Source organism: Natronobacterium texcoconense (assembly GCF_900104065.1).
Classification (GTDB): Archaea; Halobacteriota; Halobacteria; order Halobacteriales; family Natrialbaceae; genus Natronobacterium; species Natronobacterium texcoconense.
This window is the reverse complement of the sequence record NZ_FNLC01000001.1, coordinates 44,052-59,803: the sequence shown is the minus strand read 5'-3', so window position 1 is coordinate 59,803 and position 15,752 is coordinate 44,052. Positions and strand designations below refer to the sequence as shown.

General features: G+C 64.4%; 15 protein-coding genes and 2 tRNA genes. 11 read left to right on the top strand and 6 right to left on the bottom strand.

All coding sequences use genetic code 11. The features are described 5' to 3' along the window. Positions 1 to 76: 76 nt before the first annotated feature. Positions 77 to 149: transfer RNA gene (locus BLR35_RS00325), tRNA-Arg, on the bottom strand. Positions 150 to 411: 262 nt separating this feature from the next. Between BLR35_RS00325 and BLR35_RS00320 the strand changes: the two genes are divergently transcribed. From BLR35_RS00320 to BLR35_RS00310, 3 genes are all read left to right on the top strand, one after another. Then, a complete protein-coding gene (locus BLR35_RS00320; RefSeq protein WP_090379531.1) occupies positions 412 to 1,833 on the top strand; it encodes a single-stranded DNA binding protein in 1,422 nt (473 codons plus the stop codon). A gap of 66 nt (positions 1,834 to 1,899) precedes the next feature. Next, complete coding sequence (locus BLR35_RS00315; protein WP_090375679.1) at positions 1,900 to 2,331, top strand: histone; 432 nt, start codon at positions 1,900 to 1,902, stop codon at positions 2,329 to 2,331. A gap of 1 nt (position 2,332) precedes the next feature. Further along, entirely contained in the window at positions 2,333 to 3,361 is a 1,029-nt protein-coding gene (locus BLR35_RS00310) for a histone deacetylase family protein (protein WP_090375677.1), read from the top strand. On the opposite strand, the gene cca is transcribed toward BLR35_RS00310, so the two are convergent. Continuing rightward, positions 3,358 to 4,764, bottom strand: a complete 1,407-nt coding sequence (cca, locus tag BLR35_RS00305) for a CCA tRNA nucleotidyltransferase (protein WP_090375674.1) — start codon at positions 4,762 to 4,764, stop codon at positions 3,358 to 3,360. The two genes, BLR35_RS00310 and cca, sit on opposite strands and share 4 nt — an antisense overlap. Positions 4,765 to 4,859: 95 nt before the next feature. Here cca and BLR35_RS00300 point away from each other — a divergent pair. After that, positions 4,860 to 4,932, top strand: a tRNA-Asn gene (locus BLR35_RS00300). A gap of 165 nt (positions 4,933 to 5,097) precedes the next feature. Here BLR35_RS00300 and BLR35_RS00295 read toward each other — a convergent pair. Together BLR35_RS00295 and BLR35_RS00290 are read right to left on the bottom strand one after the other, a co-directional pair. Then, a complete protein-coding gene (locus BLR35_RS00295) occupies positions 5,098 to 6,018 on the bottom strand; it encodes an NAD-dependent epimerase/dehydratase family protein (RefSeq protein WP_090375670.1) in 921 nt (306 codons plus the stop codon). Continuing rightward, a complete protein-coding gene (locus BLR35_RS00290; RefSeq protein ID WP_090375667.1) occupies positions 6,011 to 7,078 on the bottom strand; it encodes an SDR family NAD(P)-dependent oxidoreductase in 1,068 nt (355 codons plus the stop codon). The genes BLR35_RS00295 and BLR35_RS00290 overlap by 8 nt, the downstream gene beginning before the upstream one ends. Positions 7,079 to 7,361: 283 nt before the next feature. Here BLR35_RS00290 and BLR35_RS00285 point away from each other — a divergent pair, with 283 nt between their 5' ends. Beyond that, a complete protein-coding gene (locus BLR35_RS00285; RefSeq protein ID WP_090379529.1) occupies positions 7,362 to 8,330 on the top strand; it encodes a glycosyltransferase in 969 nt (322 codons plus the stop codon). A 5-nt stretch (positions 8,331 to 8,335) separates the two neighbouring features. Here the strand turns inward: BLR35_RS00285 and BLR35_RS00280 are convergent, their stop codons facing one another. Beyond that, on the bottom strand, positions 8,336 to 8,758 hold the full coding sequence (locus BLR35_RS00280; RefSeq protein ID WP_090375666.1) for a CopG family ribbon-helix-helix protein: 423 nt from the start codon (positions 8,756 to 8,758) through the stop codon (positions 8,336 to 8,338). 103 nt (positions 8,759 to 8,861) lie between these two features. Here BLR35_RS00280 and BLR35_RS00275 point away from each other — a divergent pair, with 103 nt between their 5' ends. Further along, positions 8,862 to 10,067 carry a GTP-binding protein gene (locus BLR35_RS00275; protein ID WP_090375663.1) on the top strand — a complete coding sequence of 402 codons (1,206 nt, stop codon included), beginning with the start codon at positions 8,862 to 8,864 and terminating at the stop codon, positions 10,065 to 10,067. A 3-nt stretch (positions 10,068 to 10,070) separates the two neighbouring features. After that, entirely contained in the window at positions 10,071 to 11,327 is a 1,257-nt protein-coding gene (locus BLR35_RS00270) for a CobW family GTP-binding protein (RefSeq protein ID WP_090375660.1), read from the top strand. A 22-nt stretch (positions 11,328 to 11,349) separates the two neighbouring features. On the opposite strand, the gene BLR35_RS00265 is transcribed toward BLR35_RS00270, so the two are convergent. Beyond that, positions 11,350 to 12,810 (bottom strand): DUF6498-containing protein, encoded by a 1,461-nt coding sequence (locus BLR35_RS00265; RefSeq protein WP_090375657.1) that lies wholly within the window; start codon positions 12,808 to 12,810, stop codon positions 11,350 to 11,352. A 90-nt stretch (positions 12,811 to 12,900) separates the two neighbouring features. On the opposite strand from BLR35_RS00265, the gene BLR35_RS00260 reads away from it, so the two are divergent. The 4 genes from BLR35_RS00260 (at position 12,901) to BLR35_RS00245 (ending at position 15,748) form a co-directional block, all read left to right on the top strand. Further along, positions 12,901 to 13,494 carry a MogA/MoaB family molybdenum cofactor biosynthesis protein gene (locus BLR35_RS00260; protein ID WP_090379526.1) on the top strand — a complete coding sequence of 198 codons (594 nt, stop codon included), beginning with the start codon at positions 12,901 to 12,903 and terminating at the stop codon, positions 13,492 to 13,494. Between the two features lie 119 nt (positions 13,495 to 13,613). Continuing rightward, on the top strand, positions 13,614 to 14,543 hold the full coding sequence (locus BLR35_RS00255; RefSeq protein ID WP_090375654.1) for a replication factor A: 930 nt from the start codon (positions 13,614 to 13,616) through the stop codon (positions 14,541 to 14,543). 1 nt (position 14,544) lies between these two features. Further along, positions 14,545 to 15,180 carry an RPA family protein gene (locus BLR35_RS00250; protein WP_090375651.1) on the top strand — a complete coding sequence of 212 codons (636 nt, stop codon included), beginning with the start codon at positions 14,545 to 14,547 and terminating at the stop codon, positions 15,178 to 15,180. Positions 15,181 to 15,256: 76 nt separating this feature from the next. Next, positions 15,257 to 15,748 (top strand): VOC family protein, encoded by a 492-nt coding sequence (locus BLR35_RS00245; RefSeq protein ID WP_090375647.1) that lies wholly within the window; start codon positions 15,257 to 15,259, stop codon positions 15,746 to 15,748. Positions 15,749 to 15,752: the final 4 nt, after the last annotated feature.

Sequence of the window (15,752 nt, the reverse complement as noted above, 5' to 3'; positions counted from 1 at the left end):
CAGCGAGCGTTGGGCACGTCAGGTCGCGAACGCAAGAGCGGGCGCTGAGCAATGCGAAGCGCCCGCGATAAGTGAGCGTCCTGACGGAGATTTGAACTCCGGTCCCTGGCTCCGCAAGCCAAGAGGATAGTCCACTACCCTATCAGGACTCATCTCTTTGTAGCCGGGATACCAATAAAGCCCTTTCGAAACGCCGGCCCCGCGTCGTGAGTCACCGTGGCATTCGATCGAGCGCGTCGCCCAGATTTATATACCGAGACGCGGCCAGCGGTCGTATGACTCCGCACCGACCGTGGGTCCCGAAACGCTCGAGAACGCCAGCAGGCGGACGGAACTGTCGCGGGTTCGGCGAGAGAAAGCGCCACCGAATGGACAATGCTTATGCGCGGCCTATGCATGCACAACTATAGAATGAGCGACATCGAGGGTGTCTACGAGGATCTCGAGGCCGACGTCTCTCTCGAGGAGTTTCGCGAGGCCGTCGAGGAGAAAGTAGAGCAGATGGGTGGACTCGCGGACGAGGAGACGGCGGCGATGCTCGTCGCTCACGAGGTCGGCGAGAGCGAAGTCGGCGGCGTGGCGGACATCGAACCCGGAATGGAGGAGGCAAAGTTCGTCGCGAAGGTGATCTCGATCGGCGAGGTCCGGACGTTCGAACGCGACGGTGAGGACGAGGACGGCCGTGTCGTCAACGTCGAGGTCGCCGACGAGACCGGCTCCGTGCGAGCGGCGTTCTGGGACGAGCACGCCGAGGCAGCGACCGACGAACTCGAGGAGGGCGACGTGTTGCGGATCAAGGGCCGGCCGAAGGACGGCTTTTCCGGCGTCGAGGTCAGCGTCGATCAGGCCGAACCGGATCCGGACACCGAGATCGACGTCCAGCTTTCGGATACCTACGCCGTCGAGGACCTCTCGCTTGGCCTTTCGAACGTCAATCTCGTCGGACTCGTACTGGACACCGACAGCGTCCGAACCTTCGACCGCGACGACGGCTCCGAAGGGAAGGTCTCGAACGTCACGCTCGGCGACTCGACCGGCAGAATTCGCGTGACGCTGTGGGACGAGCAGGCGGATCTGGCCGAGGAACTCGAGCCCGACACGACGGTCGAGGTCGTCGACGGTTACGTCCGGGAACGGGACGGGAACCTCGAGTTGCACGTCGGCAACCGTGGCGCGATCGAGGAGGTCGACGAGGAGGTCGACTACGTCCCCGACAGCACGCCGATCGAGGGCGCCGAGATCGGCCAGACGGTCGATCTCGCGGGTGTCGTTCGTTCGGCAGATCCGAAACGGACCTTCGACCGCGACGACGGCTCCGAGGGGCAGGTGCGCAACATCCGAGTACAGGACGCGACCGACGACATCCGCGTCGCGCTCTGGGGTGAGAAGGCCGACCTCGAGATCGGTCCCGGCGACGAGGTCGCGCTGGGCGACGTCGAGATCCAGGACGGCTGGCAGGACGACCTCGAGGCCTCCGCGGGCTGGCAGTCGACGATCACGGTGCTCGAGTCCGACTCGAGTGCCACTGCAGAAGCCGACGAGGGAAGCGACGACAACGCGGGGCTTTCGGACTTCGCGGGCGGTGAAAGCGACGCCGAGAGCACGGCGAGTAGCGACGACGAGGCTGGTTCGGGTGAGGACGAAGACGATCCCACCGACGGCGAGGAACTCGAGTTCACCGGCGTCGTGGTCCAGGCCGGTGAGCCGGTCGTCCTGGACGACGGCGAGACGACGATGAGCGTCGAAACCGACGCCGACGTCGGCCTCGGTGAGGAAGTAACCGCCCGAGGGGTCGTCCGTGACGGGCGTCTCGAGGCAAACGACGTGTTCTGAGACGGCGAACGAACGCCTCGAACGGCTAGGAAAAGCGTTAAGGGGGTCAGTTCCGCCTATCATGATATGAACGTCGAACTCCCGTTCGCCCCGGTTGACACGATCATCCGGCGGAACGCGGGCGATCTTCGGGTGAGTGCCGATGCGTCGAAGGAACTCGCAACGCGGATCCAGGAACACGGGAGCGAACTCGCAATCGACGCCGCCGAACACGCGACCGAGGACGGTCGCAAGACCCTGATGGCGGAGGACTTCGGCGTCGAACAGGTCGTCGACAAGGACGACCTCGAGTTACCGGTTGCGCCGGTCGACCGAATCGCACGACTGGAAATCGACGACCGATACCGCGTCTCGATGGACGCTCGCATCGCGCTGGCGGACATTCTCGAGGACTACGCCGACAACGTAGCAGAGGCGGCGGCGATCCTCGCTCGACACGCCGACCGACGCACCATCACGGACGACGACATCGAGACGTACTTCTCGCTGTTCGAGTGAGATGCAATTTGGCTACAGCGAGGTCTGTCTCGCACACGATCCCGGAAAACGGCATCCGGAGACGCCGGACCGCTTGCGAGCGATCAGGGAGCGGCTGAAGAAAAAACACGGCGTCGAGTACGTGGAGGGCGATCCAGTCGGGATCGATACGATCGCGGACGTCCACGACCGCTCGTACGTCGAATCAGTCGAAGAGTTCTGTGCCGAGGGTGGTGGGAACTGGGATCCGGATACGGGTGCCGTCGAGGAGACCTGGGACGCGATCCGGTACAGCGCGGGACAGGCTTGCTGGGCGGTCGAGGAAGCACTCGAGGGCGCGACTGGCCGAAAGACGCCGTTCTCGATCGGTCGGCCGCCGGGCCACCACGCGGTCGTCGACGACGCGATGGGCTTCTGTTTCGTGAACAACGTCGCGGTGGCCGCCCAGCGAGCGCTCGAGGCCGACGACTACGACGTCGATCGGGTCGCGATCGTCGACTGGGACGTCCACCACGGTAACGGGACACAGGACATCTTCTACGACCGGGACGACGTCTACTTCGTTTCGATTCACGAGCAGGGACTGTATCCCGGCACCGGCGATATCGACGAGACGGGAACGGGGGACGGCGAGGGGACGACGATGAACGTCCCGATGCCCGCCGGCACCGACGACAACGAGTACCTCGCAATCGTCGACGGTCCGATCGCCGCCGCGCTCGAGTCGTACGATCCGGACCTGCTAATCGTCAGCGCGGGGTTCGACGCCCATCGTCACGATCCGATTTCGCGAATCCGTCTCTCGTCGGAGGCCTACGCCCTGATGACCGATCGGCTCCGGGATCTGGCCGACAGGACCGACGCGGCGCTGGCGTTCGTCCTCGAGGGCGGGTACAGTCTCGACGTGTTAGCCGACAGCGTCTCGATCGTTCACGAGACGTTCGACGGCCGGGAACCGATCGAACCCGACGGTGAGATCGGTGACAGGGCAGTTTCGACGATCGAAGACGTCCTCGAAGAACACGGGTTGGAAGACGACGTCGATATTTAGCGACGAGGCGACGGCTCGAAGTACTGTCGTAATTCGCGACCGAACTCCTCGAGCAGTGCCGTCACTTCGTCCTCGACCAGGACTTCGTAGTCGGACTCGAGTGCTGTCTCGATGTGCGCGCCGAGTCCGACGTCGAAGAGGCGGTCGCTCTCGAGGAATTCCCGTGCGGTGGTGAACTCGCGGTCGCGTTCGGTGACGTAGCGACCGCCTTCGATGAACGGTCCGTAGGCGTCCGGGTCGTCGGTGTAGGCGTCGTAGAACCCTTCTGCGTGGCCTCGGACGTGGACTGGTGGTCCCTCGTGGCGTTCGACGGCCGGCAGTTCGCTGACGGCGAGTTCGACGAAGATTACCGCGGCGTCGTCGGCGATCGCCGTCCCGCGGAAGACCTTGAATCCGCGGTCGTCGAGTCCGCTGGTGATCCCCTCGATCGACTTCTCGAGCTGTGGGTAGAGCTGGTCCTCGACGAGGTTCGGCGCGTCGAACCGAACCGCGATCGGCGTCGTCTCGCGTCGCTCGAGGTGATTCTGGAGTTCACTCTCGGTCAGCGGTTCGGGGTCGACGGGGTCGAAGTAGTCGACGCTGGGGTCCTCGAGGAACTCGCGGGCGTAGTGCTGGAGTCGTGCGACGTTTTCTTCAGAACAGACGGCGGCGACGTTGCGCTCCGGGTCCGTCGGATCGACGACGACGAGCGGGTCACCGAACGTCTCCCGGCCGTGGTCCTCGGGATCGAGTTCGATCTGGGGGTGCCACTCGCGTGCAGCCTCGAGTAGTTCCCGGAAACCGCCGTACTCGCAGACGAGAAGTTCGGTGAGAAAGCCGCTGAACCCTCGCGTCCGGAGATCGCTGCCGTAGGAGCCGATCCCGCGCAGGAACTGCTTCGTGAGGCGGACGTCGGCCGCGAGGTCGTCGTCGAGTCGCTCGCGGAGGTACTGGTTGTGAAACGGCGTCCGGTCGACGGCAGACTGGATCTCGGTCGCCGACTCGAGCCGGAAGCAAGGGACGACGTCGACGTCGAACCCCTCGACGGTGCCCTTGACGTAGGGGTGTTCGGCGTACTCCTCGTGGCCCTCGGGGAGTGTGGCGTGGCCGACGGCGAGACCGTACTCTTCCAGGGTTTCCCGATCGAGATCCGGCGGGAAACGGACGAAGACGTCGATGTCGCGGTCACCGCTGGTCCAGGTTCCTCTCGCAGTCGAGCCGACGAGAATGACGTCGGCGTCCGCACAGCGGTCGGTCGCCGCGGCCTCGGCACGTTCGGTGAGTCTGTCCGCGACCTCGCGGAGCCGCCCACGTTCGTCCGCATCGGGGTCGACGCGGTCGCGAACGGTAGTCAGTACGGCTTCGAGGTCGTCCGACTCCTCGTCACGGTCGCGGTTCCCGTGGTCGTCCGAATCGTCGCTCATTACTCGATCCTACTCGAGCGGTGCGTGAAAGGGTGTCGAACCACGGGAAGCGAAAACGAAAGCCCTATCAAATACACTCGACTACTCGAAGTTGAGCCGAAGTAGCTCAGATGGTAGAGCACCTCGCTGTTAACGAGGTTGTCCCAGGTTCGAGTCCTGGCTTCGGCGCTCCCGTTCTACCGAACTCTCGCGAGGAGCGCTAGCTCCGAGCGAACGGATCTGGTATAACGGGCGCGGAACAAGCCAGACTCGAGCACGCGAGTCGCACGCGGCCGAACGAAGTGAGGCCGACCGTCTCGCACCTGTTCGAGTCCTGGCTTCGGCGCTCCCGTCCTACTGCACCTTGCTTCGATGCTCGAGCCGCCGCTCTAGTTCCATCTCCACCCACTCCTCGAGGTTACGCTCTGGTTCGACCCCGAGTTCCGAGCGGACGCGCTCGAGGTCGACGTCGAACCGTTCGAGAACGGGTGAACCGGAGTTCGGTCGCTCGCAGAGTTCGATACCGACCGAAGAGCCAGTGACGGCTTCGCGTTCGTGAGCCACCAGCTCCGCCAACTCGAGGACGCTGTAGGACTCGCCGCGGCCGAGTACGTACGATCGGGCGACTGGGTCGGCGTCTACGAGGCGGTCGACGGCAGTTGCGATTCCGGAAGCGACGTCGTGGACGTGGATCAGATCTCGTTCCTGGGTTCCCGGCCGGTGGACCGTCAGGTCCTCGCCGGCGGTCGCTCGCTCGAGGAAGTAGTCGACGACCGACCTACCGCCGCCGCCGTAGACGTTCGTTACGGAGAACGTGATCGATGGGACGTGGCCGTCGGTCAGCGTCCGGATGGCGCGTTCGCCGGCCAGTTTGGTGCGTCCGTAGGTCGTGGTCGGGTTTCTCGAGGTAGCTGCGGTGATCGGCAGGTCGTCGGGGTCGCCGATCGTCGCGACGCTCGAGAGGTGGACGAGCGGAACGTCGGCGCGTGTACACGCCCACGCGACGTTCGCGGCACCGAGGCCATTGATCGCGAAGGCGGCCTCCGGGCGACGTTCGCAGGCGTCGATTCCGACCAGTCCGGCGGCGTTGACCAGATAATCGACGGAGTCGACGAACGAGCGGACTGCTTCCCGGTCGCAGACGTCGACCACAGGATACTCCTCGTGATCCGATCCCGCCGCAGGCCGGACGTCGTAGCCTCGCTCCCCGAGTTCTTGAACGACCGCCGCTCCCACGTAGCCGGTCGCACCGAGGACCCCGACTCGGTCACTCATCGTTTCTATGGACGTCAGTTCCCCCGTCAGGTGCAACCGTTTCCCTGTCGTCCGTCTCGACGTCGTCGATCGTCCCCCGAACCATCTCGACGATCTCGTCGTGGGACATCTGTCGCGTGCTGGCGGAGGTGTACTCGTCCTCGAGGTCGTTCGAGACGTCGGGATTCTCCGCCTGCGGATAGAGGACGTACCGGTCCTCTCGCTCGTCGGCGTACCGGATCTCGTCTCTGGCGACCAGTTTCTCGTGGTACCGTTCGCCCGGTTTCGGGCCGATCAGGTCGATCTCGGTCTCGTCGGGATCGTAGCCGAACTGGGGCGCGTAGTGGTCGCGCATCGCTTCCGCGAGGTCGCCGACGGTCAGCGCGGGCATCTTCTTGACGAACACCTCGCCGCCGTCCATCTCGAGACAGGAGTCGATCGCGAACCGGGCGGCCTCTCGCGGTCGCATGACGAACCGGGTCATCGACGGATCGGTCACCGTTAGTGGGCCGCCGGAGCGGAGCTGATCGTAGAACAGGGGGACGACCGACCCCTTCGTTCCGACGACGTTGCCAAAGCGGACGGAGCCGAGCGTGAGGTCCTCGGGCGGCCGGTGTTTGTCGAACGAGGAGATGATTCGCTCGGCGATGAGTTTCGTCGAGCCCATCGTCGAGGTCGGGTTCGCCGCCTTGTCCGTGCTGACCCCGAGCAGTCGATCGACGCCGGCCTCGGCCGCCGCCTCGACGACGTTTCTGGTCCCGGTGACGTTGGTCTGGACGGCCCCGTAGGGGTTGTCCTCGACCATCGGGACGTGTTTCATCGCCGCGACGTGGAAGACGACGTCGACGTCGCGCATCGCGACCGCGAGCTGGTCTTTGTCCCGGATGTTCGCGAGAACGCAGTCGATCGTCGGCTCGACGTCGCCGAACGATCCTCTGAACGACGCCAGTCCCTGCTCGCTGTTGTCCACGATACGGATCAGGTCGGGATCGTCGTCGACCAGTTCCGAGACGACTTCGGCTCCGATCGAGCCACAGCCGCCGGTAACGAGTACGTTCCGCCCCGCAAGCGTTGTCGACATGTGGCGTAGCCACCCCTCGGTCGGCCTTTGTAATCCGAACGCTACACCGAGACGGACGGCGTTGGCTCGCCTTACAGCGATCTCTGGCTCGAGTCCGGACGATCGATCGGCGACGAAACTCGCGTTACCGACGGCGAACGGGCGGCTGGAATCGACGCCGAATCGCCGAAGTCGGATCGAAAACGGCTGTTCGCCCTCCTTAACCGGTGTCTCGCAGTGACCGTCTCCGTAAGCGAACGAATTAACAATGTGTCCCACGCCGGACGTCCGAGACGACCGATCGATGAGCGTGAACGTCCTCGTGTTGACGACCTACGACGAGTCACCGTTTCTGAACCAGCAGATCAGCGCCCTCGAATCCCGCGGGCTCTCCGTCGACACTCTCACCGTCTCCGGCCACGTCTCCGCGGAGGAATCGCGGAGCGTCCTGGACTACCTCCGATTCTTCCCCCAGGTGAGACGGGAAGTGCGACAGGGCGACTACGACCTCGTGCACGCCCATTACGGGCTGACCGCGCCGATGGCACTCGCACAGCGAGAGGTGCCGGTCGTGCTCACGCTGTGGGGAACCGACCTCGAGGGGCCTGGCGGACCGGTCAGCCGGTTCTGTGCGCCCCGCTGTGAGGAAGTCGTCGTCATGACGGAGGACATGCGCCGGGAACTGGGCAGTGACTGTACGGTCCTGCCGTTCGGGATCGACCTGGATCTCTTTCGACCGGAACCGACGGACGCGGCGAAGGAACGAGTCAACTGGGATCCGGACGAACACCACGTCCTCTTCCCGTACCCACCCGAGCGAACGGTCAAGAACCATCCGCGGGCAAAGCAGATCGTCGACGCCGTCGACGACCGGGTCGACCGCCCCGTCAATCTTCAGGTCGTCCACGGGGTCGATCACGAGCGCGTTCCGACCTACATGAACGCCGCGGACGCACTCCTGCTCACCTCCGAACACGAGGGATCGCCGACCTCCGTCAAGGAGGCACTCGCCTGTAACCTCCCGGTCGTCGCCACCGACGTCGGCGACGTCCGCGAACGACTCGAGGGCGTCGACCCCTCCACGGTCGCGACGAGCGACGCCGAACTCGTTCGTGGACTCGAGGAGGGACTCGAACGGGGCGAGCGATCGAACGGCCGGCAGGCAGCCAGAGAGGTGAGCCAGCGGGAGGTCGTGGATCGATTGCTATCGATCTACGGTCGAGCGATCGACGGTCGGCTGACGGTCGAGCGGGAACCGGAAGCGACGGCGTGAGCGGTTCAGACCTCCTCGAGCGTCTCCGGGGCATCCAGCGGCACGAACGAGTAGTCGACGGTGTCGACACCTTCGATCGCGCGACAGCTGGAGATGAACCCGGAGATTTCCTCGAGGTCGCTCTCGAGCACGAACAGGTCCAGACAGTAGTCCGCGACGTGGCTGTGGTCGTTCGCAACGATGGCGTGTTCGTAGTCGTGGCGCAGTTCCGTGACGCGACGCTCGATCGACCGGTTTCCGAAGTCGTAGAGCACGCTGACGATGCCCGCGAGACGCCGGTCCTCGAGACCGTTGTCGTCGAACTCGCCGAGGAGGCCTCGAGCACTCTCGCGGACGACTTCGCTTCGGCCGGTGTATCCGTGCTCGTCGGCGAACGAGTCCAGCCGTTCGATCAACTCCTCGGGCATCGACACGCTGACTACGGGCATATATGAAACCCCACATAGGATATAATAATATCTGTTATTCACAGGGCACCGGTGGCGTAATAACTAACATTAACAAACACAGAGTTCGTATTCACAACGAGCCATGACTGACGACCGTATCCCCGTCACCGTTCTGAGTGGAAGTCTCGGCGCAGGAAAGACCACCGTCCTCAACCACGTCCTGACTGCAGACCACGGCCTCGAGGTCGCCGTCGTGGTCAACGACATGGGCGAGGTAAACGTCGACGCCGAACACGTCGCCCAGCAGTCCGACCTGGGTAGCGAGGAAGAGATCATCGAGATGTCCAACGGCTGCATCTGCTGTCGGCTGCGAGGCGACATGCTCGAGGAGGTCGGCCGACTCGCCGACCGCCGGGAGTTCGACTACCTGCTGGTCGAGTCCTCGGGGATCTCCGAACCGGTCCCCGTCGCCCAGACGTTCGCACTCGGGTTCGAGGACGCGGAGTTCGATCCGACCGACACCTACCGGCTGGACACGATGGTGACGGTCGTCAACGCCCACAGCTTCTGGGAGTCGTTCGACTCCGGTTCGGCGCTGACCGGCGACGAACTCGAGGATCACTCGGGACGCGTTCCGGAGGAAGTCCTGCTCGATCAGATCGAGTTCTGTGACGTCCTCCTGTTGAACAAGTGTGACCTCGTTCCAGACGACGATCTGGAAGAGATCGAGGCCGTTCTCGAGCGACTCCAGCCGCGTGCGCAGATCGTCCGGACGGAGTTCGGTGACGTCGACCCCGACGGAATTCTCGGGACCGGACGCTTTGACTTTCAGCGCGCCCAGAACTCCGCGGGCTGGAAGCACGAACTCCAGCACGACCACCACCACGACCCACAGGAAGAACACGGCGTCACCTCCTTCGTCTACCAGCGCGACCGGCCGTTCCACCCCGAGCGGATCGCCGCGCTGCTGTCTGATCTCCCCGACGAGATCATCCGGGCGAAGGGCTTCTTCTGGAGTGCGGGTCGGGAAGACGTCGCGATGGGCGTCGACAAGGCTGGAACGTCCGTGCGTGCGGGACCGGCCGGAACGTGGCTGGCGAACCTGCCGAAAGCGGAACGCGAGCAGTACTTCGCCGCCCGACCGGACCTGAAAGACGACTGGGACGAGAAGTGGGGCGACCGCATGACCCGACTCGTCTTCATTGCCCGCGAGTTCGACGAGGACGGCCTGATAGATCGGCTGGACGACTGTCTCCTGACCGACGCCGAGATGGAAGCGGACTGGAACGACTACCCCGATCCGTTCGAACCGGAAGAACGACGTGAACTCGCGCTCGCGGACCAGTAAGGAATGTCCGTCCCGGTCACCGTCCTCTGTGGAGAACTCGGCGCAGGAAAGACGACGCTGCTGTCGGGACTACTCGAGTCCGCAGACCGCGATATCGCCGTCCTGGTCAACGACGTCGGCGCTGTAAACGTGGACGCCGACCTCGTAGAAGCCCGTACAGACCTCGCCACCGGCGAGGAGGTCGTCGCGCTCGAGAACGGCTGTATCTGCTGTAGTCTCGGCGGCGAACTGTCGCGAGCGGTGGTTCAACTGTGGAAGGAACACGAGTTCGACCACCTCGTCGTCGAAGCGTCGGGAGTAGGCGAACCCGAACCGATCGCGCGGCAGTTCGTCCGTGGTCCCGCTGGTGGGCCATACGATCTCGAGGCCGTCGTCACGGTCGTCGACGCTCGCCGGTTCCACGACCGGTTCGCCGACGTCGACCTCGACGAGGACGAGGTGCCTGCCGTTCGAGGCGAAAGCGAGGACGACGGGACGCGCCCGCTCGCGGACCTCGTCGTAGAGCAGGTCGAATTCTGTGATCTGCTGGTCGTCAACAAATGCGACCTCGTCGACGCCGACGAACGCGAGCGAGTCGTCGCCTTGCTCGAGGCGCTCCAGCCCCGCGCGGACGTCGTGACGGCGGAGTACGGCGGGATCGATCCCGACGAACTGCTCGGCGTCGAGCGGTTCGACCTCGAGGCCGCGAGCGAATCGGCGGGCTGGAAGCAGGCGATCGAAGCCGACCACGCGGACGAGGGCGACGGCGACCACGATTACGGTCACGAGCACAGCGGAGACGGCCACGACCACGCACATCCACCCGAACGCTACGGGATCGGCGTCGACGGCTACCACCGTCGGCGGCCGTTCCACCCCGAACGTTTCGCGGCCCTCCTCGCCGACCTGCCCGACGGCCTCGTGCGTGCGAAAGGACTGTGCTGGATCGCCGGCCGCGAGGATCAGGCCATCACGATGAGCTACGCCGGAACGGAGACGAGCCTCGAGGTGACCGGCCGCTGGATCGCCAGTTTCTCCGAAGAACGCCAGGAGACGTACCGGCAGGGCCAGCCTCACCTCGAGTGGGACGAAGAGTGGGGCGACCGCGAGACGCGACTGGCGGTGATCGGGCGCGACCTCGAGTTCGACGACCTCGAGGACCGGCTGGACGACTGCCTGCTGACCGACGCCGAGATGGACGACGACTGGCAGGAGTACGACAATCCTGCGCCGACGGCGATGGGTGAGACAACCGTTATCTCCGACCAGGACCCGGTCTAACCTGGCTCGAGCGCCACCCCGGTTATTCGGGATCCGGATACGCCTGCCGCCAGAGCAACTGCAGGACGAGCGCGAGGAAGGGGAGGCCGAACACGACGTACGGTAACGCGACCACCAGCGGCCACGGACCAGCCGCGAACGCGCCGGCTCCAGCGAAGACGACACCGATGGGGGTGACGGCGAGCCCAGCGAGTCGGCGGTCGATCGGCTCTAGCGTCAACTCGGCCGTTCGAACCGGCAAGTCGAACGACCCGACGAACGACTCGACGTCGACGACGGGGCCGAGTTCTCGCGTCGTCTCGTCGTCACCCCATCCCATCTGTGCCTCGAGCGTCCGGGTGTCGAATACGCGATCCGGAAACCGGTCGTAGACGAGGCTGACGTCACGGATCTCGTGGATCGGAACGCTCCACTGCGGTTCCTCGACCCACGTGTCGTACGCGACGAGACGGTCGTCGTACCGGCGGTACTCGAGCGGGGCGTACTCGAGGACGTGTTCGGCGGTCTTGCTCGCCAGAAACGCGACGAGTGCCGCGAGCGCTCCGAGAGTGACGACGGCCGTAAGCACGATGGTGTACTCGCCACTGCTGCCGAGGACGGCGAGGGTGACGAACCACGCGAGAAGGACCATGCCGGTGTAGAATGGGGCTGGTTTCACCAGCGTGCTGAGAAGTCCAGTGAGCAGTACCGTGCGCGTATGCGTCCTGCATCGAGCGTCCGGATCGCCATCGGGTAGCTGTGGTGGGTTGGGAAGTTCGCCCGCGTTCTCGGGTCCGGAGAGCCATCCCGTGAACCGTCCGCCACCGCCGTGGGTCGCGCGAAACGCTGACCAGTCGACGAGCAGTTTGACGGCGACGAACGTCGCGAGCACGGCAATCCCGCCGGCTTCCGCGACGAAGAGCAAGACGGCCATCAGGAAAAACCCCTGACGCGCTGGCGTCTCGATGACGGCGTACGGCGACGCCGTCTCGTACCGACCATCACGGAGGTAGTCGTGCCACGTCTCGAGACCCTGTCCGACCATCAGTCCGGCGACGCTAAGCCAGACCTCCGGTCGTGTGAGCGCCTCGCCGACGGCGATCTCTGCCAGGGCACCCACGACGAAGAGGACGACCCATACGGTCGCGAAGAGCACTGCACCGACGAACGGCAGGTTCCGCGGATAGACCGGCGGAAGCCACGAAACCAGTTCGACGCTCCCGCGCTTTCGTGCGAGATCGGTGTTCCCGACGCTGATCACGCTCGAGTCGCTCTCGTCCTCGTCTGTCTCTAGCTCCTCGATTCGCGGTGGCTGTCCGGCGAACAGCGCCTTCACCGCCGCCAGCGGGAGCGCGAGTATCACCTCGAGGGCGTAGATGACGATCAGCGTCGACGGCTCCCAACCGTACGCGAGGACGCCGACGAGCGGCACCAGATTGGCGAGGAGGATCGGCACGAATCGAACGGCCGGCGGAACTTCGTCGGCGACACCGCGTCCGAACATCTGCGATGAAAGTCGTCCGAAACGCAGTAAAACGTTCCGAAGGTGGAACCGACGCGACATCTTATGGCGGTGGACTGTGGACACGTACACATGCCAACCGACCGCAGCGATCGACGCAGCACGGACGACCACGGTCACGATATCATCGATCCGCTCTACGTCGGAATCGTGACGGTCTCGAGTTCACGCGCACAGGCGGACGAGGAGGATCCCGACGATCCCGGCGGCGACACCATCCAGGAGTGTTTCGAGGCCGAAGGCCACGAGGTCCAGGAACGACTGCTCGTCCGGGACGACTACTCGTCGATTCGAACGACGGTACGGGGACTCGTCGCTCGGCGGGACATCGACGTCGTCGTCACGACCGGCGGGACGGGCGTCACGGCCGACGACGTCTCGCCGGAGGCGACCTCGTCGCTGTTCGAGCGCGAACTGCCCGGCTTCGGCGAACGGTTTCGGGCCCTTTCGTGGGAGGAGATCGGGACTCGAGCGATCGCCTCGCGTGCAACAGCCGGCATCGCCGTCGACACGCCGGTGTTCTGTATTCCCGGAAGTACCGGCGCGTGCCAGACTGCCTGTGAAGAACTCATCGTCCCCGAAACGCCTCACCTCGCGGGACTGGCGACGAGCCACCGCAAAGAGACGACCGACCAGTCGCTGTCGGAGTACGGAAACGACGGGTAGCCACGGTTCGAGCGTTTCGAACGGAACGTCCACTTTCGCTCCGGTCACCGTAGTTTAAATAGGATTGGGCGCGAATAGGTGTATGCCTCCCAGTGAAACGAAAGAGGAGGCGTGACACAATGAGCGACGTACGACAGCACGCCGAGGACATACACGAGCAGTTTTCAGACCATATAGACGTCAGCGTCGACGAGATCGAGGACCGCCTGACGACACTCGTCGACGAGTACAAAGTGCCGACCGACGAGGCACGCCGCAGCGTCACCAACCACTACCTCGAGGAGGCAGACCTCGAGCGCGAAGACATTGCGAGCGGCTCGAGCGACGACGCCAAAATCGAGGACGTCGACGAACCCGAGCAGTGGATCGACCTCACCGCCAAGGTCATCGAACTCTGGGACCCACGGAGCGACTCGGTCGCCCAGGTCGGGCTGCTGGGCGACCCCACGGGAACGATCAAGTTCACCAAGTGGGCCAAGTCCGACCTGCCCGCACTCGAGGAAGGCGGTGTCTACGAGCTTCGTAACATCGTCACCGACGAGTATCAGGGCCGATACTCGGTCAAACTCAACTCGACGACGGTGATCGAGGAACTCGAGGAAGATATCGAAGTCGGCGACGACACCAGCGAGATCGAAGGCGCGCTCGTCGACATGCAAAGCGGCAGCGGACTGATCAAGCGCTGTCCGAAGGAAGATTGTACCCGCGTCCTCCAGAACGGCCGCTGTAACGAACACGGCGAGGTCGAAGGCGAGTTCGACCTCCGGATCAAGGCCGTCGTCGACGACGGCATCGACGCCCACGAAGTCATCTTCGACAAGGACGCCACCGAGGAACTGACGGGGCTCAGTCTCGAGGAAGCCAAGGACATGGCGATGGACGCACTCGACACGACGATCGTCGCGGACGAGATCGCCGACGACGTCGTCGGCACCTACTACCGGATCGAAGGGCCGACCTTCGGCCGCTACGTGCTCGCCGACGAGGTCGAGGAACTGGACGGACCAGCCGATGCGGAGGACCTGCTGATCAAAGCGAGGTCGATGTAACATGAGCCAGGCAGAACTCACCCGCGAAGTCGCACGCCGCGTCTTCGCCTCGGAATTCAACGACTCGACGTATTCGTTCAAGGAAAGCGACGACGAACGCGCGCCCAACTACGCGCTCATGCCGACGGGCGACCGCGCGAACCGCGTGTTCTTCGTTGGAACGCTCACCGAAACCGAAGACGTCGGCGAGGACAGCGAGTACTGGCGCGGCCGGGTCGTCGACCCGACCGGGACGTTCTTCGTCTACGCCGGCCAGTACCAGCCGGAAGCAGCCGCAGCGCTCCGCGATACCGAGCCGCCGGCCTACGTCTCCGTCGTCGGCAAACCCCGAACCTACGAGACCGAAGACGGCACCGTCAACGTCTCCGTCCGACCCGAATCCATCTCGGTCGTCGACGAGGCGACCCGCGATCGCTGGGTCGTCGAAACCGCCGAACGCACCTTAGAGCGCATCGAGGCGTTCCAGGAGTGGGAAGCCGAACAGGAAGCACCCGAGAGCGGGTCGACCGCGCCGACCAACGAGTACGCCCAGATGTCCCGCGAGCGGTACGACTCCCCGGTCGAGAACTACCGCCGCGACGTCATCCAGGCACTCGAGCAGCTCGAGGAAGTCGACGACGCCGAAGCGACGGCATAGGACGACTCGGCGGATTCGTTTTTTCGGCTGCATTGTCCAGCAGCGACGGTATCGCTCCCCAGGTCGTACGGCGACCGTGACCGCTTCTGAATCCGACACCAGTGACGACGATCCGGATCGCGCTCGACTCGTCGGCAGTAACCACGTCGCCCTCGAGGTCGGCGACGTGGAAGAGGCCCTCGAGTTCTACGAGTCGCTATTCCGGTTCGAACTCCGCGGCCGAAGCGACACCAAGGTGTTTCTCGACATGGGTGACCAGTTCGTCGCACTCGCCGAAACCGACGAGGCAACGGTCGAGACGGACGACGCTCGCCACTTCGGGCTCGTCGTCGACGACGCCGAGACCGTCGAAGCGCGACTCGAGGAGACTGACGTCGAACGACTGGACGTTCCCGGTCTCGAGTTCCACGATCCGTGGGGAAACCGCGTCCAGATCGTCGACTACGAGGAGATCCAGTTCACGAAAGCCGACCATGTCCTCAAGGGGATGGGCCTCGAGGGACTCGAGAAGTCCGAAGGAGCACTCGAGGAGCTTGCGGAAAAGGGGATGGCTCCCGACTCCGGTTAACTAG